Annotated in this window: 18 protein-coding genes and 1 tRNA gene; 8 read left to right on the top strand and 11 right to left on the bottom strand. The window is 68.5% G+C overall.

Features of this window, described 5'->3' with window-relative positions; translation table 11 throughout:
* Positions 1 to 97 precede the first annotated feature (97 nt).
* Together ACEYYA_RS14855 and ACEYYA_RS14850 are read right to left on the bottom strand one after the other, a co-directional pair.
* Positions 98 to 172, bottom strand: a tRNA-Asn gene (locus tag ACEYYA_RS14855).
* A gap of 403 nt (positions 173 to 575) precedes the next feature.
* Positions 576 to 3,251 carry a molybdopterin-dependent oxidoreductase gene (locus tag ACEYYA_RS14850; protein ID WP_374801705.1) on the bottom strand — a complete coding sequence of 892 codons (2,676 nt, stop codon included), beginning with the start codon at positions 3,249 to 3,251 and terminating at the stop codon, positions 576 to 578.
* 113 nt (positions 3,252 to 3,364) lie between these two features.
* Between ACEYYA_RS14850 and ACEYYA_RS14845 the strand changes: the two genes are divergently transcribed.
* Complete coding sequence (locus ACEYYA_RS14845) at positions 3,365 to 4,087, top strand: response regulator (RefSeq protein ID WP_374801704.1); 723 nt, start codon at positions 3,365 to 3,367, stop codon at positions 4,085 to 4,087.
* Here ACEYYA_RS14845 and ACEYYA_RS14840 read toward each other — a convergent pair.
* A complete protein-coding gene (locus tag ACEYYA_RS14840; protein ID WP_374801703.1) occupies positions 4,042 to 6,780 on the bottom strand; it encodes an ATP-binding protein in 2,739 nt (912 codons plus the stop codon). The genes ACEYYA_RS14845 and ACEYYA_RS14840 overlap by 46 nt on opposite strands.
* On the opposite strand from ACEYYA_RS14840, the gene torT reads away from it, so the two are divergent.
* A complete protein-coding gene (torT, locus tag ACEYYA_RS14835; protein ID WP_374801702.1) occupies positions 6,779 to 7,753 on the top strand; it encodes a TMAO reductase system periplasmic protein TorT in 975 nt (324 codons plus the stop codon). The two genes, ACEYYA_RS14840 and torT, sit on opposite strands and share 2 nt — an antisense overlap.
* Here the strand turns inward: torT and ACEYYA_RS14830 are convergent.
* The 6 genes from ACEYYA_RS14830 to ACEYYA_RS14805 are packed head-to-tail and all read right to left on the bottom strand — an operon-like array spanning position 7,750 to position 13,843.
* Positions 7,750 to 8,868 carry an ABC transporter ATP-binding protein gene (locus ACEYYA_RS14830; RefSeq protein ID WP_374801701.1) on the bottom strand — a complete coding sequence of 373 codons (1,119 nt, stop codon included), beginning with the start codon at positions 8,866 to 8,868 and terminating at the stop codon, positions 7,750 to 7,752. The genes torT and ACEYYA_RS14830 overlap by 4 nt on opposite strands.
* 60 nt (positions 8,869 to 8,928) lie before the next feature.
* Positions 8,929 to 10,137 carry an extracellular solute-binding protein gene (locus tag ACEYYA_RS14825; protein ID WP_374801700.1) on the bottom strand — a complete coding sequence of 403 codons (1,209 nt, stop codon included), beginning with the start codon at positions 10,135 to 10,137 and terminating at the stop codon, positions 8,929 to 8,931.
* Positions 10,138 to 10,174: 37 nt separating this feature from the next.
* Positions 10,175 to 11,029 (bottom strand): carbohydrate ABC transporter permease, encoded by an 855-nt coding sequence (locus ACEYYA_RS14820; protein WP_374801699.1) that lies wholly within the window; start codon positions 11,027 to 11,029, stop codon positions 10,175 to 10,177.
* The gene (locus ACEYYA_RS14815; RefSeq protein WP_374801698.1) at positions 11,026 to 11,922 is read right to left on the bottom strand and encodes a carbohydrate ABC transporter permease; all 897 of its coding nucleotides are present in this window, start codon (positions 11,920 to 11,922) and stop codon (positions 11,026 to 11,028) included. Before ACEYYA_RS14815 ends, ACEYYA_RS14820 begins: the two co-directional genes overlap by 4 nt.
* The gene (locus ACEYYA_RS14810; RefSeq protein WP_374801697.1) at positions 11,919 to 13,073 is read right to left on the bottom strand and encodes a Gfo/Idh/MocA family protein; all 1,155 of its coding nucleotides are present in this window, start codon (positions 13,071 to 13,073) and stop codon (positions 11,919 to 11,921) included. Before ACEYYA_RS14810 ends, ACEYYA_RS14815 begins: the two co-directional genes overlap by 4 nt.
* Positions 13,070 to 13,843 (bottom strand): copper homeostasis protein CutC, encoded by a 774-nt coding sequence (locus tag ACEYYA_RS14805; RefSeq protein ID WP_374801696.1) that lies wholly within the window; start codon positions 13,841 to 13,843, stop codon positions 13,070 to 13,072. The genes ACEYYA_RS14810 and ACEYYA_RS14805 overlap by 4 nt, the downstream gene beginning before the upstream one ends.
* Positions 13,844 to 14,003: 160 nt before the next feature.
* Between ACEYYA_RS14805 and ACEYYA_RS14800 the strand changes: the two genes are divergently transcribed.
* The 6 genes from ACEYYA_RS14800 to ACEYYA_RS14775 are packed head-to-tail and all read left to right on the top strand — an operon-like array spanning position 14,004 to position 20,616.
* Positions 14,004 to 14,900 (top strand): DeoR/GlpR family DNA-binding transcription regulator, encoded by an 897-nt coding sequence (locus ACEYYA_RS14800; protein WP_374801695.1) that lies wholly within the window; start codon positions 14,004 to 14,006, stop codon positions 14,898 to 14,900.
* Positions 14,897 to 15,967 carry an SIS domain-containing protein gene (locus ACEYYA_RS14795; protein ID WP_374801694.1) on the top strand — a complete coding sequence of 357 codons (1,071 nt, stop codon included), beginning with the start codon at positions 14,897 to 14,899 and terminating at the stop codon, positions 15,965 to 15,967. The genes ACEYYA_RS14800 and ACEYYA_RS14795 overlap by 4 nt, the downstream gene beginning before the upstream one ends.
* A complete protein-coding gene (locus tag ACEYYA_RS14790; RefSeq protein ID WP_374801693.1) occupies positions 15,964 to 16,890 on the top strand; it encodes an ROK family protein in 927 nt (308 codons plus the stop codon). The genes ACEYYA_RS14795 and ACEYYA_RS14790 overlap by 4 nt, the downstream gene beginning before the upstream one ends.
* The gene (locus tag ACEYYA_RS14785) at positions 16,887 to 18,155 is read left to right on the top strand and encodes a class II D-tagatose-bisphosphate aldolase non-catalytic subunit (RefSeq protein ID WP_374801692.1); all 1,269 of its coding nucleotides are present in this window, start codon (positions 16,887 to 16,889) and stop codon (positions 18,153 to 18,155) included. The genes ACEYYA_RS14790 and ACEYYA_RS14785 overlap by 4 nt, the downstream gene beginning before the upstream one ends.
* The gene (locus ACEYYA_RS14780) at positions 18,139 to 19,233 is read left to right on the top strand and encodes an N-acetylglucosamine-6-phosphate deacetylase (RefSeq protein ID WP_374801691.1); all 1,095 of its coding nucleotides are present in this window, start codon (positions 18,139 to 18,141) and stop codon (positions 19,231 to 19,233) included. Before ACEYYA_RS14785 ends, ACEYYA_RS14780 begins: the two co-directional genes overlap by 17 nt.
* 18 nt (positions 19,234 to 19,251) lie before the next feature.
* On the top strand, positions 19,252 to 20,616 hold the full coding sequence (locus ACEYYA_RS14775) for a M81 family metallopeptidase (RefSeq protein ID WP_374801690.1): 1,365 nt from the start codon (positions 19,252 to 19,254) through the stop codon (positions 20,614 to 20,616).
* On the opposite strand, the gene ACEYYA_RS14770 is transcribed toward ACEYYA_RS14775, so the two are convergent.
* Together ACEYYA_RS14770 and ACEYYA_RS14765 are read right to left on the bottom strand one after the other, a co-directional pair.
* Entirely contained in the window at positions 20,601 to 21,083 is a 483-nt protein-coding gene (locus ACEYYA_RS14770) for a DUF4177 domain-containing protein (RefSeq protein ID WP_374801689.1), read from the bottom strand. The genes ACEYYA_RS14775 and ACEYYA_RS14770 overlap by 16 nt on opposite strands.
* An 851-nt stretch (positions 21,084 to 21,934) precedes the next feature.
* On the bottom strand, positions 21,935 to 22,091 hold a 157-nt coding region (locus ACEYYA_RS14765; protein WP_374801716.1), incomplete at its 5' end, for a transposase.

The following is a 22,091-nucleotide window of genomic DNA, read 5'->3' as shown; positions in this document are numbered from 1 at the left end:
TAGCTCCGGTCGAATTGTGAAGCACACACATGCGGCACTCACAGTCGCTGCGGCGTGGACTTCACAAATCTAGTGTTTTCAGGCCGTTAGAAAAATTTGGCTCCGGCGGTAGGGTTCGAACCTACGACCAATTGATTAACAGTCAACTGCTCTACCGCTGAGCTACGCCGGAACATGGGGGGCGTATAGCAAGGGGTTTGGGGGGCGTCCAGAGGGGTTTCGTGACTTTTTTGAAATATTCGGACCGCCGTCAAAGGGGTGCGCCGGGTGGTCTGGCGGGGGCGTTTGATGGGCGGGGTTCAGGGCTGACATGGGGGCGGATGGGGCAGGGATGGTTGCTGGCGATCCGGCTGCCTGCGGGTTTGGGGCGGTGGCCCTGGCGGCGGATGGCTGGTGCCACTCCGGCCCGCGTTGGCGGTGCAGGGATGGCCGGTGTGACGCGGTGCGGGTGGCTGTGCAGCGGGACGCGGAACCGGGTGTGGTGGCCGCCTGGGGCCGTTCGGCGATCCCAGGCGCGGGCTAGTCACCGAATGGAAAGGGGGCCGCGATTGCGGCCCCCGGCTGTTTTTGGTCGCCTACATCGCGTCGGCGGCGTTCTTCATCAGGAAGTCGGTCACCATCTGGCGCTGGTCGTCGTCCAGACCCGCACGTTCAAACATCGACGGCAGGATGCCCTTCCACTGCTGCTGGGTAAACCCGGCCGGGTCGCGCGGGCCGTGGCAGACGGTGCAGCGTTCATAGAACATGCGCTCGCCCGGCTCCATATGGGCGTAAAGCTCTTGCACCAGATCATAGATCCGATCCAGGCCCAGTTGGTCGCCGTCGATCTCGGCCAGCGGCTCGCCGGCGATGATCTGCGGCGGCTCATAGGCCAGGTTCGGGCCTTCGGGATCGGTGCATTTGCGCATCGACACCAGACAGGTGTTCGCCGTCGTCGCCGCACTCAGCCCCGAGGACGCCTGGGTCGAAGTGACAAAGTTCACCAGACCCGAGTTGCAGCGCCCCTTGCTGTCCAGTTGCGGCCAGCCGCCTTCATAGATCGACACCACCCCCGGCATGATGTCGTCGCTGACCACCGCGCCCGCGATCACCGTGCCGCGGTCGTTGTAAAGTTCGACCAGATCGCCATCGGCAATGCCGCGCGCCTCGGCGTCCTGGCGGTTGATGCGCACCGGCTCGCGGCCCTGAACCATGTAAAGCTCGCGCAGCCGTTCGCTGTTGCCCATCTGGCTGTGCAGGCGGAACCAGGGGTGGGGGCTGACGACGTGAAGCTGACCCTCGGCGGCATTGCCCAGATATTCGTGGGGTTCCTGCCAGACCGGCATACCGGGGCAATCGTCGATGTTCAGTGCGGCGATCTGATTGCAGAACATCTCGATCTTGCCGGATTCGGTATGCAGGTGGTTGGCCTCGGGGTCGGTATAGAAATCGCCGTGCCGCACCCATTTGCGGGCCTCGGGCGGGGCCTTTTGCCAGGCGTAGCCGCGCTCCCAGAACTCGTCGAAGGGCACGTCCTGGGCGGCGCCGGTCTTTTCATAGGCAAAGCGCAGAATGTCCATGTATTCGGGGAATTGCTCGCCCTCAAGGAAGGCCGTCTGCACGCCCAGATAATCCGCCAGTTCGGCGAAGATGTCGAAATCCGATTTGGCATCGCCCACCGGCTCGATCACCTTTTTCATCGCATAGATGCGGTCGTTGGAATAGGTGCCGCCCACCGACATGTCGTCGCGTTCCAGCGTCGAGGTTGCGGCGAACACGATGTCGGCCCAGCGGGTCGCGGCGGTCCACCAGACGTCCTGGCTGATGATCGTCTCGACCCCTTCCAGCGCCTTGATCAGCCGGTTGGTATCCTGCTGGTGCGACATGAAGTTGTTGCCGGCGTTGTAGATCATGCGGATCGCCGGATAGGTTCGCTCGATGCCGTTATAGGTAAAGGTCTTGCCGGGGTTTTCCAGCATTTCGGTGATGCGCGAGGCCGGGCAGATGTCCTTGACCAGGTTCTTGCCCTGGCTCAGGCCCGCCGGCGTGCCCTTGCCTGATTGCGGCATCCCGCCATTGCCATAGTGCCAGGAAAAGCCCACGCCCTCGCCGGGTTTGCCGATCTTGCCGATCAGCGCGGCAAAGTTGATGATCGCCCAATGCGTCATCTCGCCGTGATGGGCGCGTTGCAGCGACCAGGCCCCGGCGATTTCGGTGCGCGAGGTCGCCATCAGCTCGGCCAGTTCACGGATCTTGTCGGCGGGAATGCCGGTGATCGCGGCGGCCCAGTCGGGCGTCTTGGGGGTGCCGTCATCGCCTTTGACATAGGCGATCCATTTGTCGGACCCGACGGTGTATTTCGCCAGATAGGCATCGTCCTGCAGGCCCTTGTCCAGCACATGATGGGCCATGGCCAGGAACAGCGCGACATCGGTATTGGGCACGATCCGCACCCATTCGGCATCCAGATAGATGTCAGAGGCGGTCTTTTGCGGGTTGATGCTGATGAACTTGCAGCCGTTGTCGCGGATCTGCTCCCACGGGCCATACATGCCGTGATCGGCCACGGTATATTCGATGCGGTTGTTCTTGATCGGGTCGCAGCCGACCAGCACGAACACCTCGGTGTTGTCGCGGATCACCTCCCAGGCGGTCTGGGCGGAATAGACCTCCATATCGCCGATGACGCGCGGCAGGCTGATCTGGCTGGCACCGGCCGACCAGTCGCCCTGGGTGATGGTGCAGCCGCCGATCAGGTTGAACAGGCGGCCTTGCAGCACGTTGGGGCGCATCAGGCCGGCGTGGCTCCAGCCGCCATAGGACGAACTGAAGATGGCGTTGTTGCCATGTTCGGCGGCGGTATCGACGATGGCCTTGGCCGCCAGCTTGTAGGCGGTATCCCAGTCGACCTGGACGAACGGCTCCTTGCCGCGCAGCTCGGGCTTGGTGTCGCCGGTCTGCCAGCCCTCCAGATAGGATTTGCGCACCATCGGCCCGGCGATGCGGGTCTTGTCATAGACGCGATCCTGCACCCCATACATCAGCATTTCGGTTGGGCGCTGATCCAGTTCCATCATCGCGTTGATGTTGACCAGACGGCCGTCGCGCACCACGGCCTCGAACGGGCCATAATGGCTGGCGCTGAAGATGCGGCCCGAAAAGCTGTTGGGGTCGATCGCGGCCAGGGCGGTGCCGCGCATCAGCGTGCCCAGGCTGACGGCGGTCAGCCCGCCTTGCAGAAAGGCGCGGCGGGTGGGGGATGCAAAGGTCATCGGGATCTCCTGTCTTTGGTGTTGCGGCCAGTCTGTGCTGCCTGCGGCATCTGGCGCGTTGATTTGTCCCAACTTCTGCTGTTCGATCCTGTAAAAGGATGTAAAAGACCGCCATGACCAAGGCCCATCTGCTGATCGTCGAGGATGACCGGGTGACGCGGATGCGGCTGGCCGCCTATCTGCGCCAGCAGGGCCACCGCGTGACCGAAGTCAGCGACGCCACCGCGATGGAGGCGGTGATCGCCGACGACCCGCCCGAGCTTTTGCTGGTCGACATCAATCTGGATGGCAAGGACGGGCTGACGATCACCCGCGAACAGCGCGCCAATTCGCGGGTGGGGATCATCCTGCTGACCTCGCGCAGCGATCAGGTCGACAAGATCGTCGGGCTGGAAATGGGGGCGGATGATTACGTCACCAAGCCCTTTGACCCGCGCGAACTGGCGGCGCGGGTCAAGAATCTGCTGGCGCGGATTGCCGATATCGGTCAGGCCCCGGCGGGTCCGGCGCCAGTCGACATGATCGGGCCGTGGCGGTTCGACAGGATCCGCCGCAGGCTGGTGTCACCGGTTCAGGTCGTGACCCTGACCGGGCAGGAATACGACGTGCTGGCGGTGCTGGCCGATCATCCGGGGCTGACCTTGGGGCGCGACCGCATCGCGCAGGCGATCGGGCGCGAGGGGCAGCGTGCGGCGGGGCGGGTGATCGACGTGGTGATCGGGCGGCTGCGGCGCAAGCTGGGCGATGATCCGGTTGCGCCGGGGCTGATCCTGACGATCCATGGCGCGGGCTATCGGCTGGTTTCCGACCCCTCATCGGGCAGCGCGATGCCCTGACCCCGGGCGGCAGCCCGCAGGGCGGCGCGGGTCGTGTCGGCGCTTTGGCGCAGGGCGGTGTCGTCCAGCGCTGCCGGTTCGGCCTCGATCCGCGCCAGATGGTCGCACAGATCGGACAGGCCAAAGTTCGACGCAGCACCCTTCAACCGATGCGCGGCCCGCCCGCGGGCCTGGCCTTCGGCGGACAGGATCGCCGCGACCGCGCCGGGCAGATCGTCCAGAAAGGCCGCGATCAGCGCCGCCACCGTCTCGGTCCCGATCTGGTCGCGGTCGCGCGCCAAGGTCGCGGCCACGCCATCCGGCGCATCTGGTGCCAGCCCGGCCAGCAGATCGGCCAGGGCGCGGGGCGAGACCGGCTTTTGCAGCACCGCGACCACGCCCAGACGGGCGCGGGTCGCCGCGTCATCGGCCAGCGAATGCGCGGTCAGTGCCGCCACCGGAAGATCCGGCTGGCGGGCGCGCAGATCCGCGATCACCGTCTGGCCGGGACGGTCCGGCAGGTCCAGATCGACCAACGCCAGATCGACCGTTGCATCGACGCGCAGCGCGCCGGCCGCATCCTCGGCTTCGGTCACACGGCAGCCCAGCCGATCCAGAAAGGCGCGCACCACCAGCCGGTTGACGGGGTGATCCTCGACCACCAGCACATGCAGGCCGTGGCGGGCGGTGGGGGCAGGGTCATCCGGCGCAGACATACGGGCCGGATCACCGATCGCCAGCGGCACGGTCAGGGTGACGCGGGTGCCGACGCCCGGCGCGGTGTGCAGATCCAGCGCGCCGCCCATCGCCTCGGTCAGGCGGCGCGCGATGGCCAGACCCAGGCCGCTGCCCTCGATCCCGGCGCGGCGCGTCCAGTCGGCGCGGCTGAAATCCTGGAATGCCCGCGCCGCCTGATCGGGGTTCATGCCGCGGCCGGTATCGGTCACCGCAAAGCTGAGGACGGGCTGGCCGTCCGGGCCGGGGGCGTGATCGACCAGCAGCGCGACCCGCCCGGCATCGGTATATTTCACTGCATTCGACAGGAGGTTCGTCAGCACCTGACGAATGCGGACGGCATCGCCCTGCACCACTTCGGGCGCGCCGTCGGCCAGGTCGACGTCCAAATGCAGGCGCTTTTGCGCGGCAAGCGCGGCCATCGGTGCCTGCACCTGCGCGATCAGGTCACGCAGCCGGAAATGCACCGGGGCGGGGCTGGACGCACCATCGGGCGCGGTCAGGGCAAGGATGTCGTTGGCGATCTGCAACAGATCATCGGCGGCGCCGCGCGCCAGCCGCAGCCGCTCGCCCTCGGCCTCCGAGGCGGGCTCGATCAGCGCCAGCATTCCGATCAGCCCGTTCAGCGGCGTGCGGATTTCATGGCTCATGCGGGCGGTGAAGATCGCCTGGTCGCGGGCGGCGGCCTCGGCCTGGGCGCGGGCGGCCTCGGTCGCGGCCATCTCCTGCACCAGTTCGCGGGTGCGGGTCTCGACCGCCTGTTCAAGCTGCCCGCGCAGGGCCTGGGCCTCGGCGGCGCGCAGGCGCAGGGCGTTCAGCGCCTGTTCGATGCCGCCGATGGCATCGGCGCCGCTGATCGGCAGTGGCTGGCCCAGATCGCCCTGGGCCACTGTGACCAGCCGCGCGGCGACATGGCCCAGCCGCGCGACAAGCCGCGCGCGGGCATAGATCACCAGCGCCACCACCGCCGCCAGCGCCGCCGCGACGGCAGCCAGCATCCCCCAGAACAGCCGCTGCGATTGCCGCGCCGCTTGCGCCAGCCGCGCCAACTGGCCTTGCTGCGCGGCGATTTCCACATCGCGCACGGCGATCTGCACCTGCGCGATATCGCCGCGCAGCCGCGCCAGCGCACGGTCGCGCACGGCCCCCGCAGCCAGCCCGTCAAGGCGGTGCTGAAACAGCCCGTCACCGTTCAGCGCCGCGCCAAGCGCCGCCAGGGCTGCCCCGGCCTCGGCGCGCGCGGGGGCGGTCGGCAGGTAATCCAGACGCATCACTGCCTGGTCCAGCGCCTCGGCGAAATGGGCGCGGGCGGTGTCGATGGCGGCGGCATCAGGGGCGGCCATCACCGCCCGCGCGCTGTGGCGCATCACCTCGGCGGCGCGGGCGGTTTCGATCGTGCGTTCAAAGGCGAACAGCGCGTCATCGGCCAGATCGTCCAAGCCCCTGCGCGGATCGGGCATCGCGCCGGCGTGAAGATCGGCGATCCCGGCCGTCAACCGCACCCGCGCCAGTTCGGTCTGCGCGGCCAGCAGATCATCCAGCGCCGACAGCGGCCGGTCCAGATCACGGCTGGCCCGGTCAAGCGCGCCGGTCTGGGTGATGTCGTCCTGTGCGGCCCGGGTCAACGCCGCCAGATCGGCGCGCAGGGCGGCGAAATCGGCGCCGCTGCCCGCGCCCGCCAGCCCGGCATAGGCGGCCTCAAGCTGATCCAGCGCCGCGGCCATGTCGCCCGCGGCACGCGTCAGGCCCGCCGGATCGGCGGCATGTTCGATCCCCGTTGCCGCCCACGCCGCGCGGCTGGATGCCGCCTCAAGCGCGCCGCTGCGTTCGGCAAAGGGCAGCGCATCGTTCAGCATCGCCTGATGGCCGCGGATCAGCAGGTGATTGACGCCGACCGCCAGACCGCCGACGATCATCACCAGCGCCGCCAACAGCGCCAGCAACAGATAAAGCCGCGAATCCAGACGAAGGTTGCGCATGAACCCCTGTTACGCAGCCCGCATCGCCCGCGCAATCGCGCTGTCACTTGGCGTGGCACTGACGGGCGCGACCAGCCTTGCCGCCGCCCCGGTCTGCGTGCTGGTGCCGCATTTCAAGGATGAATACTGGCTGAGCGTGGGCTTTGGCCTGGAAAGCCGCGCGCGCGATCTGGGGATGGATCTGACCCTGCACGAAGCCGGCGGCTACCGCGCCCGCGACCGACAGATCGCGCAGATCGATGATTGCGTATCGGGCGGCGCGGCGGCGATCCTGATCGGCGCGGTCAGTTCGGATCACCCCGACCTGATCGCCGCGCTGGACCGGGCGGCGGCGCGGGTGCCGGTGGTGGCGCTGGTCAATGAGCTGCATTTCAGCGGGCTGAGCGGTGCCATCGGCGTGGATTGGCGGGTGATGGGGCAGGTGCTGGGGCGGGCTTTGGCGGGGGGTGCGCCTGCGGGGCAACCTGTGCGGCGGGCGGTGCTGATCTCGGGCCCGCCGGAATCCGGCTGGGTCGCGCCGCTGGAAAGCGGATTGCGCGCCGGACTGGCAGGCTCGGCGGTGCAGATCGTCGCGGTCCATGCCGCCGATACCGGGCTGCGTCAGCAATTCGCCGCCGTCGCGCGGGTTTTTGCCGAAGGCCCGCCGCCCGACATCCTGATCGGCAGCGCCCCCGCGATCGAGGCGGCGATGGGCTATCTGGCCGCCCATCCCGACCAGCCGCGCCCGCTGCTGGCGGCGAGCTATGTCAGCCATTCGGTGCGCCGGGGGCTGGCGGGCGGGCAGGTGGCGGCGGCGCCCTTTGACGATCCGGTGGCGCAGGGGCAGATGGCAGCCGATCTGCTGGCGCGGGTGCTGGCGGGCGCGCCGCGCCCGACAGGCTGGACCGGCCCGCAGGTGGTGCTGCTGGGCGCGGGGGCGGCGGCGGATCGGGTGCCGCTCTCACCGGCGGGCTATTTCCCGGCGATCCGCTAGATCGCGCCGGGCGGCAGGATCTGCGGCACCCGGCGGCGGGGCAGGGCGCGGCCCTGATCGTCGAACAGATGCGCATCGGCGGGATCGAACTCCAGCGCCACGGGCGCGCCCGGTCGGATGGCGGTCGTGCCGTCGGCGATCAGGCAGAGGCTGACGCCAACCTCGGCGCGGGCATGAACCACGGTGCTGGCGCCCAGATGTTCGACCACTTCGGGCATGGCCCGCAGCGCGCCGGTATCGACGGGGCGCAGATCCTCGGGGCGGATGCCCAGGCTGACGGCATCGCCCGGGCGCAGCGCGCCCGGATCGACCGGCAGCAGATGTTCGCCCGCGCCCGTCAGCGCCACCCGCACGCCATCCTGATCCGCCTGCACGACCGTCGCGGGCAGGAAGTTCATGTTGGGATTGCCGATGAAACCCGCGACAAAGCGGTTGGCCGGGCGGTGATACAGATCCAGCGGGCTGCCCACCTGCGCCACGCGGCCCGCGTTCAGCACCACGATGCGGTCGGCCATGGTCATCGCCTCGACCTGATCATGGGTCACATAGATCATCGTGTTGCCAAGCTGGCCATGCAGCCGCGACAGCTCGACCCGCATTTCGGTGCGCAGCGCGGCATCAAGGTTCGACAGCGGTTCATCGAACAGGAACACGGCGGGTTCGCGCACGATGGCGCGTCCGATGGCGACGCGCTGACGCTGGCCGCCCGACAACGCGCCGGGGCGATGCTCAAGGCGATTTTCCAGCTTCAGCACCTCGGCCGCGCGCCGGACGCGGGCGGTCACCTCGGCCTGCGGAAGACGGGCGACGCGCAGCGGAAAGGCAATGTTTTCAAAGACGCTCATATGCGGGTAAAGCGCATAGGATTGGAACACCATGGCAATGCCGCGGTCGACCGGGGGCAGGTCATTCACCCGTTTGCCGTCGATGCGGATCTCGCCCGCCGAGATGCTTTCCAGCCCGGCGATCATGCGCAGCATGGTGGATTTGCCGCAACCCGAGGGGCCGACGAACACCACGAACTCACCTTCGGGGATCGTCAGGTCGGTGGGGTGGATGACGCGGGCGGCGCCGTAATCCTTGGTGACGCCGGTCAGTTGCACCTGTCCCATCATGGTCCTTTCGCTGCGGGTGATGGCGCGGGCCGGGGCCGATCCCGGCCCGCGCCTGGGGTGTCAGTTCAGCGCGGTCAGGCCGTCCTGGATCTGCTTGGCGGCCTCCTCGGGGGTGATCTCACCCTCGATCAGCGCCTGGATCCCGTCGATGGCGGCATCCTGCATGGCGACGTAATCCTGCATCAGCGGCTCGGGGCCACCGGCGGGCACGGCTTCGATGAAGGGCTTCCAGTTCGGGTCTTCCGCGATCAGCGCCTGCGCGCCCTCGCCCTGGCGGATCGGGGTCCAGCCGCCGGCCTTGTCGAAGGCCGCCTGACGGTCGGGCGCGGTCAGGAACTTGACCAGGCTGGTGGTCGCCTCCTCCTTGCCGGTGCCCTTGAACACCACCAGGCTGTCGGTGATCAGCAGCGTCGAATGCTGGCCCTGCGGCCCGGCGGGGATCGGGGCCACGCCGAAGTTCACGCCCTCGGCCTTGGTCCGGCCCCAGGCGCCCGAGGTATACATCGCCACCTGACCCTCTTTGAACAGCGGTTCCAGCTTGCCGCGATCATAGGCGATCGGGCCGGGCTGGGCGTATTTCGCCAGCTCCTGATAGAACTTCAGCGTCTCGACATTGTTGGGGCTGTCGAAGGCCACCTTGCCCTCGGCATCGACCACCTGACCGCCGTTGGAATAGAGGAAGTTCAGGAACTCATGGAAGGTGTTGTCCATGTCGGCGGCGGGCATCCCAAAGCCCTTGGCCCCGGTCTTTTCGGTGATCGCGCGCGCGGCGGTCAGCAACTCGTCAAAGGTGGTCGGGCCGTTCGGCATGTCCAGCCCGGCCTGGGCGAACAGATCCTTGTTCCAGTAAAGCGCCTTGGTCGAAAACGCGCGCGGCAGGCCCCAGACCTGGCCGTCGAACTGCGCGGTGGCGATGACCGAGGGTTCATAGGTGGCCATTTCCTCGTCCGACATCTGGAACGGCAGGATCTGCTCGGCGGCGGCCAGTTGCTTCAGCACCCGGCTGCCCATATAGGCCGCAGCCGGCGGCGTGCCCGCGGCGGCCAGCGTCAGGGCTTTTTCCTGGCATTGCTCCCAGGGCAGGAACTCGACCCGAACGCTATAGCCGGCATTCGCGGCCTCCCATTCCTTGATATGTTCGGCCTGCACGGGGGCCTGTCCCTCGGTATCGGCGCCGCAGTTGATGATATGCAGCTCCTCGGCAGCCTGTGCCGCCCCCGCCAGCGCGATCAGTGCGGTCGAGGCCAGGATGGTCATGCGGATGGTCATGTCGTTTCAACTCCCCATTGTTGGCGACCGTTCGGTGTCATTCCTTGACCGCGCCGGCGGTCAGCCCGGCGACGATGTAGCGTTGCAGGAAGACATAGATCAGCATGACCGGCAGGATGCCGACCAGGCTGGCGGCCATCAGTTCGTTCCAGCGAACTTCCTGATGACCGAAGAACTGGTAAAGCCCGACCGGCAGCGGGTTCAGCTCGCCGCGCGAATTGAAGGTCAGCGCGAACAGGAATTGCTGGGCATAGGCGGCGATGAAGGTGGTGATCGCCACCACCACCATGCCCGGCGTGGCGATCGGCAGGATCACCCGGCGCAGGGTGTAAAGGCGGCTGGCACCATCGACCCAGGCGGCTTCCTCCAGCTCGCGCGGGATGCGCAGGAAATAGCTGCGCATCAGGAAGATGCCGGTGGGCACGGTGAAGGCCGCGCCCGGAATGATCAGCGCCGCGTAGGTGTTCAGCAGGCCAAGCGCCAGCATCAGCTTGTACAGCGGGATGATCAGCACCGCCGCGCCGACCATCGACACGCCCAGAAACATCGCCAGCAGGCTGTCGCGGAACCGAAAGCGGAAGCGCGCAAAGGCATAGGCGGCGGGCACCGAACAGGCCATCGACAGGGCCGTGACGCCGACCGCGATGCCAAAGCTGTTCAGGATCCAGCGCCACAGCATCGGCTGGCTGGTCCAGATCCGGCGATAATTGTCAAAGCTCATGTCGTCGGTGATGAACCGATAGGGGATGCGGAAGATCTCGGGCAGGGGCCGCAGCGAGACCATGAAGGCCTCGACAAAGGGGGCCAGCAGAAAGACCAGGAACAGCGCCATGCCCGCGTAGATCGCCAGCTTTTCGCGCAGCCGGTAACGGTGGATCATGCGGTCGCTCATGGCTGGCCCCCCGTGTCGCGATGCTTGCGCGTCAGCCGCAGCAGCAGCGTCAGATAGACCGCGCTGAAGGCCGCCAGGAACATCAGGATCATCACCGCCCGCGCCGCGCCCTCGCCATAGCGAAAGCGGGAAATGGCGGTCTTGTAGGTGTCGATGATCATCGTCGTCGTCGATCCGCGCGGCCCGCCCTGCGTCAGGATCCAGATGATGTCGAAACTGTTGAACGTCCAGATCGTCGAGAGCAGCGCCATGGTGGCCATGGCCGGCAGGATCAGCGGCAAGGTAATGCGCCGAAACCGGTAGAACCGCCCCGCGCCATCGGTCCATGCGGCCTCATACAGGTCGGGCGAGATCGATTGCATCGCTGCCAGCAGGTAAAGCGACACCAGCGGCGTGCCGATCCAGACATCCGTGACGATGGTGGCGATGAAGGCCGAGTTGCGATAGGCCAGAAACTCGAACGGGCCATCCAGCAGGCCAAAGCGTTGGCCAAGGCCGGAAATCATCCCGAACTGGCCGTTGTAGATCCAGGCCCACATGAACACGCCGATGGCGATCGGCACGATCCAGGGCGGCATCACCAGCACCCGGAACGCCGCGCGCCCCGGCACCATCGCGTTCAGAAGCACCGCGCCGATGGTGCCCAGGATCATCTTCAGGCTGACCGACAGCGCCGTCCAGGCCAGCGTGCGCCACAGGATCGGCCAGAAATCCCCCGCCAGCAGTTTGCGGTAATTGTCCAGTCGGACGTAATCCTCGGCCGGGCGCATCGAGGCATTGGTCAGCGACAGCCGAAAGGTCTCGAACAGGGGCCAGGCGACGATCACAAGGCACAGCGACAGCGCCGGGACCAGCAGCAGATAGGGAAACCAGTCGCGCCGCGCCCCGTTCATGCCGCGCCCCCCTGGCCAAGGGCCGCGTCATAGCGCGCCCAGAACGGCGCCAGATCGACGACCTGCCGTGCGGCGCGGGCCTGATCCATCGCCAGCGCCGTCACCCCGGCCTCAAGCGCGTCGGTAACGGTCAGCGGAAGCTGGTCCAGCCGTCCGGCGTAATGGGCGCACAGATCGGCCACCATCGCGTCATCGGCGCCATAATGGCCCTTTTGCTGACCGGATCCGATGGCCGTGCTGTCGGCCAGCCGCGCGCCGCTGTCCGCATCGGTCAGCCGGAAGGTGTTGCGGATGAAATCGCCCTCGGCCATGCCACGGGTGCCGATCACCGCAAAACGGCGGAACTCATCGGGGACATTCAGATTGGTGTGAAAGGCCAGGTTCGCGCCGTTTTCATAGTTGACCAGCGCGGTCTGGTAATCGACCAGATCACCCGCGCCGGAAAAGGCATCATCCGTGCCGCCCCAGCGCGGGGCCATCACCGACAGGAAATCGGCATCCCCGGTTGGCCGGGCGCCGGGCACATAGCGTTTGCGGCCGCCGAAACTGGCGACATGCGCCGCCCGCGCGCCCACGACGCCCTGATAAAGGTCAAGATCGTGGCAGCATTTTTCCAGCATGAAGCCGCCCGACATTGCGCTGTCGCGGCGCCAGTCGCGCATGAAGAATGAGCCGTGATAGGGGCCGATATGTTCGGCGGCCTCGATCGACATGATGTCGCCCAGATGGCCATCGGCCTGGGCCTGCCGCAAAGCGCGATAAAGCGGCGAATAGCGCAGCACCATGCCGACCGCGATCCGCGCCATGCCGTCATGGGCCGCAATCAGCCGGGCGGCGGCCAGTGTCTCGTCCAGACTGGCGACCACCGGCTTCTCGCAGAAGATGCGCGGCGTGTCGCTGGCCAGAGCCTGCGCCAGATGGTCCAGATGAAAGCGGTTGGGCGAGCCGATCATCAGCAGATCAAAGCGATGCGCGGCCAGCATGTTGGCGGGGTTGTCATAGTGATGGGCGGGCGCGGCCTCGCTCAGGCGGGCCTGATGGCCGGGGCCGGGGTCGGCCACCGCGACCAGATCGAAATTCGCGCAATGATCGCGAAACCGGGGCAGCAGCGCCGCGATCCGCGCGCCAAGACCGATGATGCCAACCTTCATGCTATGTCCCCCTGCGCCGCGATCACGCGGTCGATTTCGGCCCGGAGCGCCGCCACCGTGTCGCGGCAGGTGCGGGGGCGGGCGGCTGCGATGCGCAGATTGCCCATCGCTTGCGCCTCGGGCCGGGTCTGGCGCGCCGATCCGTGGAGGACATCGGCGCCGGTGGCGATCAGCCGGGCCACGCCCGCGACCTCCAGCCCGCCGCCGGGCATGATCTGGATGCGCCCGCGCGACTGGGCGACCAGGGCCGCCAGACGGTCCGCCCCCTGCACCGCCGTCGCCGCCCCGCCCGAGGTAAGGATGCGGCAAAAGCCCAGATCGATTGCCTGTTCCAGCGCCTCGAACGGTTCGGGGGCCAGGTCGAAGGCGCGGTGCAGCACCATCGGCAAGCCGCCCGCCGCATCGCGCAAGGCCGCAATGGCTGCCCCATCCAGCCGCCCATCGGCCTGCGTCACCCCCAGAACGACTCCATCGACGCCTGCCGCCCGCGCCGCCGCCAGATCGCCATGGGCAACCTCCAGATCGGCGGCGTCATAGCAGAAATCGCCCGGACGCGGGCGGATCATCGCGAAAATCGGCACTCCCGCTGCCCGCCCAAGCCGCACCGCCTGCGCCACCAACCCGGCCGAGGGCGTCAGCCCGCCTAAGGCAAGCGCGGCGCAAAGCTCGATCTGGTCCGCGCCGCCGGACAGGGCGGCCGACAGCCCTTCGGCATCGTCGACGCAGATTTCCAAAGGCACGCCCCGGGCGCGCGGCAGGCTTGCAGGCATCGGGTCTTCCTCCCCCCGGTCTGGTTCATGCAACACCGTGTGGCGCGCGGCTGTCCAGCAAAAAATGTTACCTGTGCCAATATTTTTGCATCTGTCTTTTAGGTTGACAAACAAATGACCTGCGATCAGCTTGGTTTTGCAAAGATAAGGGGCATGCAAGGTGGAGACGGCACTGGCGCAACAGGCGATGGCGCAACAGCCGATTGTCGGGGCAGCGCTTTGGGCGGCGATCCAGGCCGCGCGGCGGGATCTGCCCGCCAAGATGCGGCTGATCGCGGCCTTCGTCATCGACAGCCCGACCGATTTCATCCGCATGACCGCGCGTGAAATCTGCGCCCGGCTGGGCACATCGGAACCCACGCTGATCCGCTTTTGCCGGGGCTTCGGTTATACCGGCCTTGCCGATTTCCGCATCGAACTGGCGCTGGCCCTGGCCGATCAGGGGTCGGGGATTGCGCCTCTGGCCGCTGACCGGCGGCTGGCCAATCAGGCGGCCAAGCGCGCCATCGCACGGGCGACGGTACCGCTGCTGATGCAGGATCGGGCGGTGCTGATCGACAACGGATCGACAGCCGAGATGCTGGCCGAACAACTGGGCGATGACCGGCTGGGACCGATGGCGGTGATGACCTCGGGGCTGACGGTGGCGCAGAATGCGATGCGCTGCGCGCGCCACCGGGTGATGCTGACCGGCGGGCTGATCCGGCCCGAGACCGCCTCAATGACCGGTCGCCTGGTAGAGACCAGCCTGGCGGGCATGGCCTTCGACAGTTTCGTGATGGGCGCCGACAGCATCGACCCCGAGGTCGGCCTATCCACCTATGCCGAGGATGAGGCGCATATCACCCGCGCCATGATCGGTGCCGCCGCCCGTGTCCTGGTGGTCGCCGATCACACCAAGTTTCGCCGCGCCCGGCTGCACCGCATCTGCGGGCTGGGCCGCATCGCCGCGCTGGTCACCGACCGCGCCCCCGGCGCCGAGATGACCGCCGCGCTGGAGGCCGCCGGGGTGCGCCTGGTGATAGCCGACCCCATCCCGACAGGAGCCACGCCATGACCGAGCCGACCCACACCCGCGCCGAGATCATGCAGCAGCCCGCGATCTGGCGGGACATGGCGCAGACCCTGCCCGAACAGGTTGCCGGGATCCGCGACTGGATCGCGGCGCGTGATCCCGGCCAGATCTGGCTGGCCGGGGCGGGCAGTTCGGCCTTTGTGGGCGAGGTGGTGGCGCGCGCCATCGCGGGGGGGCGTCCGGTTTCGGCGCTGCCGACGACCGATCTGGTTGCCAGTCCGGGGCTGGCGCTGCACCGGCCCGGCCGGGCGCTGGTGGTGCAGTTCGGGCGATCGGGCGACAGTTCGGAATCGGTGGCGGTGCTGGATCTGCTGGACCGGCACCGCCCCGATCTGGACCGGCTGCATGTCACCTGCAACCCGGCCAGCGCGCTGGCCACCCGCGAGGGCCTCGGGCCGGGCCAGACCCGCGCGCTGATCCTGCCTGAGGCGACGCATGATCGCGGCTTCGCCATGACCTCCAGCTTTACGTCCATGCTGATCGCGGCGCTGGCGGTGTTCGATGACGGTCTGGATGTGGCGGGCGCGCTGCCCCGGCTGGCTGACAGTGCGTCCCGCCTGCTGACCGATCTCTGGACCCGCCCCGCGCCGCGCCCCGACCGCGCGGTGTTCCTTGGCTCGGGCGCGCTGACCGGCATCGCGCGGGAAAGCGCGCTGAAGGTGCTGGAGCTGACGGCCGGTGCGACGATGACGCAATGGGACAGCAGCCTGGGTTTCCGCCATGGTCCCAAGGCGGGGGTCGACGCGCATACATCGGTCTTCGTGATGATCCATCCCGACCCGCAGACTGCGCGCTATGACATTGATCTGGCAGATGAAATTCGCCACCAGTTTCCGCGGATCGCGGTTGTGACCCTTGGCGGGGCAGGGGCCGACATCGCCTTTGACCTGACCGGCAGCAGCGCCGATGCGGCGCTTTATGTGCTGCCCGCGCAGGTGCTGGCGCATCGCTGGTCGCAGGATCTGGGGCTGGCGGTCGACGATCCCTTTGCCGGGCGCAACCTGACCCGCGTGGTCGCCGGGGTCCGCATCCATGGGTGGGTGCCATGACGCCGGGCCTGTCGGGCGCCATCGACCTGGGCGGCACCAAGATCGAGGCGCGGCTTTTCGACGCCGACATGCACACGCTGGCCTGTCACCGCGTGCCGACGCCGCGCGACAGCTTTGCGGCGCTGATCACGGCGCTGGCCGGGCAGGTCCGCTGGCTTGAGGCGCAGGCGGAGGGTCCGGCGCTGCCGGTCGCGGTGTCGATGGCGGGGGTGATCGACCCGGAAACCGGTATCGCCACCGCCTCGAACATCCCGGCCAGCGGCCATGATTTCGGCGCGGCACTGGCGGCGGCCTTGGGTCGCGCGCTGCCATTGGTCAATGATTGCATGGCCTTCGCCTGGTCCGAGGCGCATGGCGGCGCGGGCGATGGCGCGGCCAGCGTGCTGGGCCTGATCCTGGGCACCGGGGTCGGGGCGGGGCTGGTTCTGGGCGGGGGGCTGCCGCCGCGCCATGCGGGCCTTGCGGTCGAGATCGGCCATCTGGGGATGCCTGCCCGCGCGTTGGCCCGTCACGGCCTGCCGATCTGGGACTGCGGCTGCGGGCGCGGCGGCTGCATCGAGAATTACATCTCGGGCACCGGCCTTGCGCGGATCGCGGCCTGGGCGGGGCTGGCCCGCACCGCCCCGGCCGAGGTCGCAGCGGCCACCGCCGCGGGCGACGTGGCGGCGGAACGGGTGATGGCGATCTGGGCCGATCTGGCGGGTGAAGCCGCCTATGCCGCGCAACTGATGCTGGACCCGGCGGTGATCGTGATCGGCGGCGGGTTGTCGAATATCGCGGGCCTGCCCGACCGGATCACGCGGGCGCTGAGCCGTCTGCGGATGGGTCAGGCGCGGCTGCCGCGCATCGTCGCCGCGCGCCATGGCGACAGCTCCGGGGCGCGCGGGGCGGCGCTGATGGCGCGGGCAGGGGTTCTGACATGACCGATCCGATCACAACGATCATCCGCGCGCTGCGGGCGGGACGGGGGGCCGCGATCCCCTCGGTCTGTTCGGCCCATCCCGATGTGATCGCCGCCGCCCTGCGCGCCGCGCGCGACCATGGCGGGGCGGCGCTGATCGAGGCGACCTCGAACCAGGTGAACCAGTTCGGCGGCTATACCGGGATGCGCCCGGCGGATTTCATCGCCTTCGTGCGCGACATCGCCGACCGGCACGGGCTGGCCGATGTGCCGGTGATCTTTGGCGGCGATCACCTGGGCCCGCAGGCCTGGCGCGATCAGCCAGCCGAGCGGGCGATGGATCTGGCGGGCGCGATGATCGCGGATTACGTCCGCGCCGGATTCACCAAGATCCATCTGGATTGCTCCGAGGGCTGCGCGGGCGAACCGGCGCAGCTGGGCGACGATCTGGCCGCCGGGCGCGCCGCCACCCTTGCCGTGGTGGCAGAGGCCGCGGCACCCGATCCGAACCGGCTGAGCTATATCATCGGCACCGAAGTCCCCCCGCCCGGCGGCGCCCGCCACGATGGCGAGGGCGTGACCCCGACCGCCCCCGATGCCGCCGCCGCCACCCTGGCCGCCCACCGCGCGGCCTTTGCCGCAGCGGGGGCCGATGCCGCCTGGTCGCGGGTGCGCGGCCTTGTCGTGCAGCCGGGGCTGGAGTTCGCGCCGGCCAGCGTGCTGGCCTTTGACCAGGGCCAGCCCGACCTTTTGTCGCCCGTGCTGGCCGATCACCCCGATCTGGCCTTCGAGGCGCATTCGACCGATTACCAGACGCCCGCCGTCTATGCCGATCTGGCGCGGCGCAACTTTGCCATCCTCAAGGTCGGCCCGGCGCTGACCTTTGCCTGGCGCGAGGCCGCCTATGCGCTGTCGCATGTCCGGCACTGGCTGGATGGCACGCCGCATCTGTCGGACACGATGGAAGGCCTGATGCTGGCCGATCCCGCCCCTTGGCGCGGCCATTACCATGGCGATGCGGCCAGCCTGCACTGGCTGCGCCATTTCGGCTATGCCGACCGCATCCGCTATTACTGGCCGCAGGCGGCGCGCGCGGTGGATGATCTGTGCGCGGCGATCGACGCCGCCGCGCTGCCACCTGCGCTTTTGTCGCAATACCTGCCGCCCGCCACGCTGGCGCGCGCCGCACGGTTGACCGATCTGCCGCCATCGCGCGCAATCTTGCAGGCGCATGTGGCGGGCGCGCTGGAACCCTATTATACCGGGCGTCATGCTGATCTCTGCTGAACGCCTGTTTGTCGGGGGGGCGCTGCACCCCGGCCTGGCCGTCGAGACCGACGGCACCACGATCACCGCGCTGCGCCCCTTGGGCGCGGATACTGCCGATGCCCATGTGTCGATCCTGATGCCGGGCTGCACCGATCTTCAGGTCAATGGCGGCGGCGGGGTGCTGCTGAACAGCGACCCCACGCCCGAGGCCATGGCCGCCATCGCCGCTGCCCATCGCCGCCTTGGCACGGTGGCGATCCTGCCCACGCTGATCACCGACACCGCCGAAGCGATGGAGGCCGCCGCTGACGCCGCCTTGGCCGCGCATGGCCAGCCGGGCATCGCCGGCATCCATCTGGAAGGCCCGCATCTGTCGCCCGAACGTCGCGGCACCCATGACGCGCGCCACATCCGCCCGCTGGACGATCGCACCATGGCGGTGCTGCGCCGCCTGCGCGCGGGCCGTGTGCCGGTGCTGCTGACGCTGGCCCCCGAACGCGCCGAACCCGCCCTGCTGCGCGAGGCAGCACACCTTGGCGTCGTTCTGTCGGCGGGGCATTCGATGGCCAATGCAATGCAGGCCCGGCAGGCGATGAATGACGGCGTGCGCATGTTCACCCATCTTTTCAACGCAATGCCGCAGATGACATCGCGCGATCCGGGAATGATCGCGGCGGCGATCCTGTCGGATGCCTGGTGCGGCATCATCGCCGATGGCATCCATGTCGCGCCCGAGATGCTGGCGATCACCCTGGCCGCGCGGCCGCGCCCGGACCGCACCTTCCTTGTCTCGGATGCGATGCCGACGGTCGGTGGGCCGGACCGGTTCCGCCTGTATGACATGGACATCAGCGTGCAGGACGGGCGGCTGGTGAACACCGAAGGCTCGCTGGCCGGGGCGCATATCGACATGGTCGAGAGCCTTGCGCGGCTGCACCGGATGACCGGGCTGGCGCTGGAACGCTGCATCGCCATGGCGACCGACATTCCGCGTCAGGCGATGGGGCTGGCGCCCTTGCTGATCGGGCCGGGCACCGCGCTGGCCGATGTGATCGCGCTGGATGACGACTTGCGACTGGCGGCGCTGCCGGGTTAGCGGCGCAAGGGGGCGATGATGCGGGTGGCGATTGGCGGCATCCATACCGAGGCCTCATCCTATTCGCCGCTGTGGCAGCGCGCGGGCGACTTCCGCCGCACCACGGGCGATGCGCTGGTGGCGATGGCGGGGGTGGATTTCGCGGCCCATGGCATCACCCCGATCCCGATCTTTCACGACCGCGCGACGCCCGGCGGGCCGGTCGATCCGGCGGTCTTTGCCGCGCAAAAGGCTGCGTTTCTGGACGGGCTTCGCGCCGCGATGCCGCTGGACGGGGTGCTGCTGATCCTTCACGGCGCCTATTTCGTGCCGGGCGTCGATGACCCCGAGGGTGACCTGATCACCGCGATCCGCGATCTGGTCGGGCCGGGGGCGATCATCAGCTCGGCCTGGGATCTGCATGGGCAGATCACCGACCGTATCACCGGGGCGGTCGACGCCTTTGCCGCCTTTCGCACCGCCCCCCACACCGATCAGGCCGAGACCCGCGCCCGCGCCGCGCGGATGCTGATTCAGGCGCTGTCGGGTGGGCCGCGCCCCCAAGTGGTGCGCGTGCCGGTGCCGATCCTGGTGCCGGGCGAGATGTCCTCGACCTGGGTGGAACCCTGCCGCAGTCTTTATGCGGGGCTGTCCGGCTATGACGCACAACCGGGGATTTGCGATGCGAACCTGATGATCGGCTATGCCTGGGCCGACAGCCCGCGTGCCGGGGCCTGCGCAGTCGTCACTTGCACAGACCCGGAAGCCGGGCTGGCGGTGGCGCATTCCATCGCGCGCGATTACCGCGCTGCCCGCGACCGGCTGGATTTCGACATGGAAACCGCGCCGCTGGACATCCTGCTGGACCGGCTGGCGGCCGATCCCGGCCCGGCCACACTGGCCGACAGCGGCGACAATCCGACGGCGGGCGGCGTCGGCGACCGCGCCGATGTGCTGGCGGCGCTGATCGCGCGCGGCTGGTCGCGCCCGACGATCATCGCGGGGATCGCCGCGCCCAAGGCCTGCGCAGCGCTTGCGCAGGGTGCGCGCGTGGTCACGGTCGGTGGCGATCTGGGCGGCGGCGGCCCGCGCGTCACCCTGTGCCCCGAGGGCTGGCAGGCCGTCGGTGATCTGATCGTGGCGCGGCTGGGTGCGATCCGGCTGGTGCTGTGCGCGGGGCGCAGGCCGTTTCACGACCCGGCCGATTTCGCGGCGCTTGGGCTGGAGGTCGCCGGGGCCGATCTGCTGGTGGTGAAATCAGGCTACCTGTCGCCCGATCTGCACGCCCTGCCGCGCCGCGCGGTGATGGCGCTGACCGATGGCGCGGTCTGCCAGAACCTGACCGCGCTGGACAACCACCACCGTCCGCGCCCGATGTGGCCCTTTGATCAGGGTTTGGGCTGATCGGTGCGGTTCTGCGGGTCAAGCTGCAAGGGCGCGTCCTCGGCATCAAAGAACCGCTCACCCGCAGGGACAGGGCGGTCAGGGTCATAGTCATGGCCCTTGGGCGGCTCGGTCGGGTGGGGCGGCTGGATCGGCGCCGTCGTGTCGGGCTGTGTCGCCGTGCCTGCGGTCAGCACCGCCAGGGCGTCGGGCAGGCGATCGGTGTGGGCATCGGCCGCGACATCGCCGGGCACCGGCAGCGCGCGTCGAAAGATCAGCAGGTTGTGAAACTGCGTCTGCCGCCCGGTCAGGCCGCTGCGTTCTTCGCAGGGCAGCGTGTCGGCGCGCAGATAATCCCAGCCGTCCTGGCCCATCTGGTTCAGCACGGTTTCGATGGCAAAGGCAAAGCGGTCGGCCGTGGACCGATGCCCGCCCGACTTGTCGCCGCGCGCCGGGGCGGGGATGGCGCGATATTCATATCGGATCATGGCGACCTCATGCAGATGCGCCGCCAGCCTAGCGCAGTCCGGGGCAGGCTGCCAAGGGCGATGCGCCGATGCGTGTGGCTTGCCTGCCGCGTTGATGAGGGGCCAGCAGCGGCGGGCCGGTCGCATCGCGCGCACAAACGGCTGCGGCTGCCCGGTTCATGAGGACCGGCGCCTTGCATACCGAAGGGCGACCGAGCGCGCGGCGCGCCATGCGTCAGGCTGTGCGTGGGGTGATCGGCACGCCGGTAAGGTGGTCGGCCCTCGCCTTGGGGGCGTGAGATGGGGGAGGGCTACGGCTGCGCAGGTGAGCGGCAAGACCCAGCACAGTGGATCGCCACGACGCAGGACGGGCCACGGCTGGGCGGGTGAGCGGTCAGAGGCTGTGGCACCCGGTTTGGTGGCAGTGCGGGGCGCGATGGGTGTGGTCACCGCCGCGCGATGAAGGCGAGCCATCCGGGACTGGGGCGCCCGCCATTCACAGGACGGCACGGCGTGGGCCTCCATCGGCTTGGTGGTGCGCGCAACCGGTCAAGGCTGCGGTCCTCGGCTATTGCCGCTTTGGAATGGTAGCGTCAGGCTACCTGCCTGAGCGGACCTCGATCCATCGGCGGCTGCTGGTCGGGCTGTGGTGCTCGTCTTGGGGTGTGCCATCGGGTCAACGGCTGGGCGGGGAAGGCTTGGGAGGCGGCTCGGCTTGCACCCCGGGCTGTGGACCATCGGTGGGGCTGCGGCTCAGCGACAAAGACAACCAGTCAGAGATGCAGCCTCTCGAAACTGCATTCGTGGCGCGCGTTTTGTGCGGGCCAAGGCCGCGCGATGAAGCCGAGCTAGGGTCAGGACTCGTTCTCGTTTCATAGCCAGAACATGACGGTTGCGGCGAGTGCGACGGCGGAGAGGAACACCTTCGGGCATCGGTCGTAGCGTGTTGCGCCCCGTCGCCAGTCTTTCAGGCGCCCGAACATGATCTCGATCCTGTTGCGTCGTTTGTAACGGCGCTTGTCGTGTTTG

It is taken from the genome of Paracoccus zhouxuedongae, assembly GCF_041927815.1.
Classification (GTDB): domain Bacteria; phylum Pseudomonadota; class Alphaproteobacteria; order Rhodobacterales; family Rhodobacteraceae; genus Paracoccus.
The sequence above is the reverse complement of the archived record's forward strand: the minus strand, read 5'-3'. Positions and strand labels throughout refer to the sequence as shown.

Excerpts from the sequence above, each read along its gene's own strand:
- ACEYYA_RS14850 (WP_374801705.1), bottom strand. The coding sequence starts at position 3,251 with ATGACCTTTGCATCCCCCACCCGCCGCGCCTTTCTGCAAGGCGGGCTG.
- ACEYYA_RS14845 (WP_374801704.1), top strand. The coding sequence starts at position 3,365 with ATGACCAAGGCCCATCTGCTGATCGTCGAGGATGACCGGGTGACGCGG.
- torT (WP_374801702.1), top strand. The coding sequence starts at position 6,779 with ATGAACCCCTGTTACGCAGCCCGCATCGCCCGCGCAATCGCGCTGTCA.
- ACEYYA_RS14840 (WP_374801703.1), bottom strand. The coding sequence starts at position 6,780 with ATGCGCAACCTTCGTCTGGATTCGCGGCTTTATCTGTTGCTGGCGCTG.
- ACEYYA_RS14830 (WP_374801701.1), bottom strand. The coding sequence starts at position 8,868 with ATGATGGGACAGGTGCAACTGACCGGCGTCACCAAGGATTACGGCGCC.
- ACEYYA_RS14825 (WP_374801700.1), bottom strand. The coding sequence starts at position 10,137 with ATGACCATCCGCATGACCATCCTGGCCTCGACCGCACTGATCGCGCTG.
- ACEYYA_RS14820 (WP_374801699.1), bottom strand. The coding sequence starts at position 11,029 with ATGAGCGACCGCATGATCCACCGTTACCGGCTGCGCGAAAAGCTGGCG.
- ACEYYA_RS14815 (WP_374801698.1), bottom strand. The coding sequence starts at position 11,922 with ATGAACGGGGCGCGGCGCGACTGGTTTCCCTATCTGCTGCTGGTCCCG.
- ACEYYA_RS14810 (WP_374801697.1), bottom strand. The coding sequence starts at position 13,073 with ATGAAGGTTGGCATCATCGGTCTTGGCGCGCGGATCGCGGCGCTGCTG.
- ACEYYA_RS14805 (WP_374801696.1), bottom strand. The coding sequence starts at position 13,843 with ATGCCTGCAAGCCTGCCGCGCGCCCGGGGCGTGCCTTTGGAAATCTGC.
- ACEYYA_RS14795 (WP_374801694.1), top strand. The coding sequence starts at position 14,897 with ATGACCGAGCCGACCCACACCCGCGCCGAGATCATGCAGCAGCCCGCG.
- ACEYYA_RS14790 (WP_374801693.1), top strand. The coding sequence starts at position 15,964 with ATGACGCCGGGCCTGTCGGGCGCCATCGACCTGGGCGGCACCAAGATC.
- ACEYYA_RS14785 (WP_374801692.1), top strand. The coding sequence starts at position 16,887 with ATGACCGATCCGATCACAACGATCATCCGCGCGCTGCGGGCGGGACGG.
- ACEYYA_RS14780 (WP_374801691.1), top strand. The coding sequence starts at position 18,139 with ATGCTGATCTCTGCTGAACGCCTGTTTGTCGGGGGGGCGCTGCACCCC.
- ACEYYA_RS14775 (WP_374801690.1), top strand. The coding sequence starts at position 19,252 with ATGCGGGTGGCGATTGGCGGCATCCATACCGAGGCCTCATCCTATTCG.
- ACEYYA_RS14770 (WP_374801689.1), bottom strand. The coding sequence starts at position 21,083 with ATGATCCGATATGAATATCGCGCCATCCCCGCCCCGGCGCGCGGCGAC.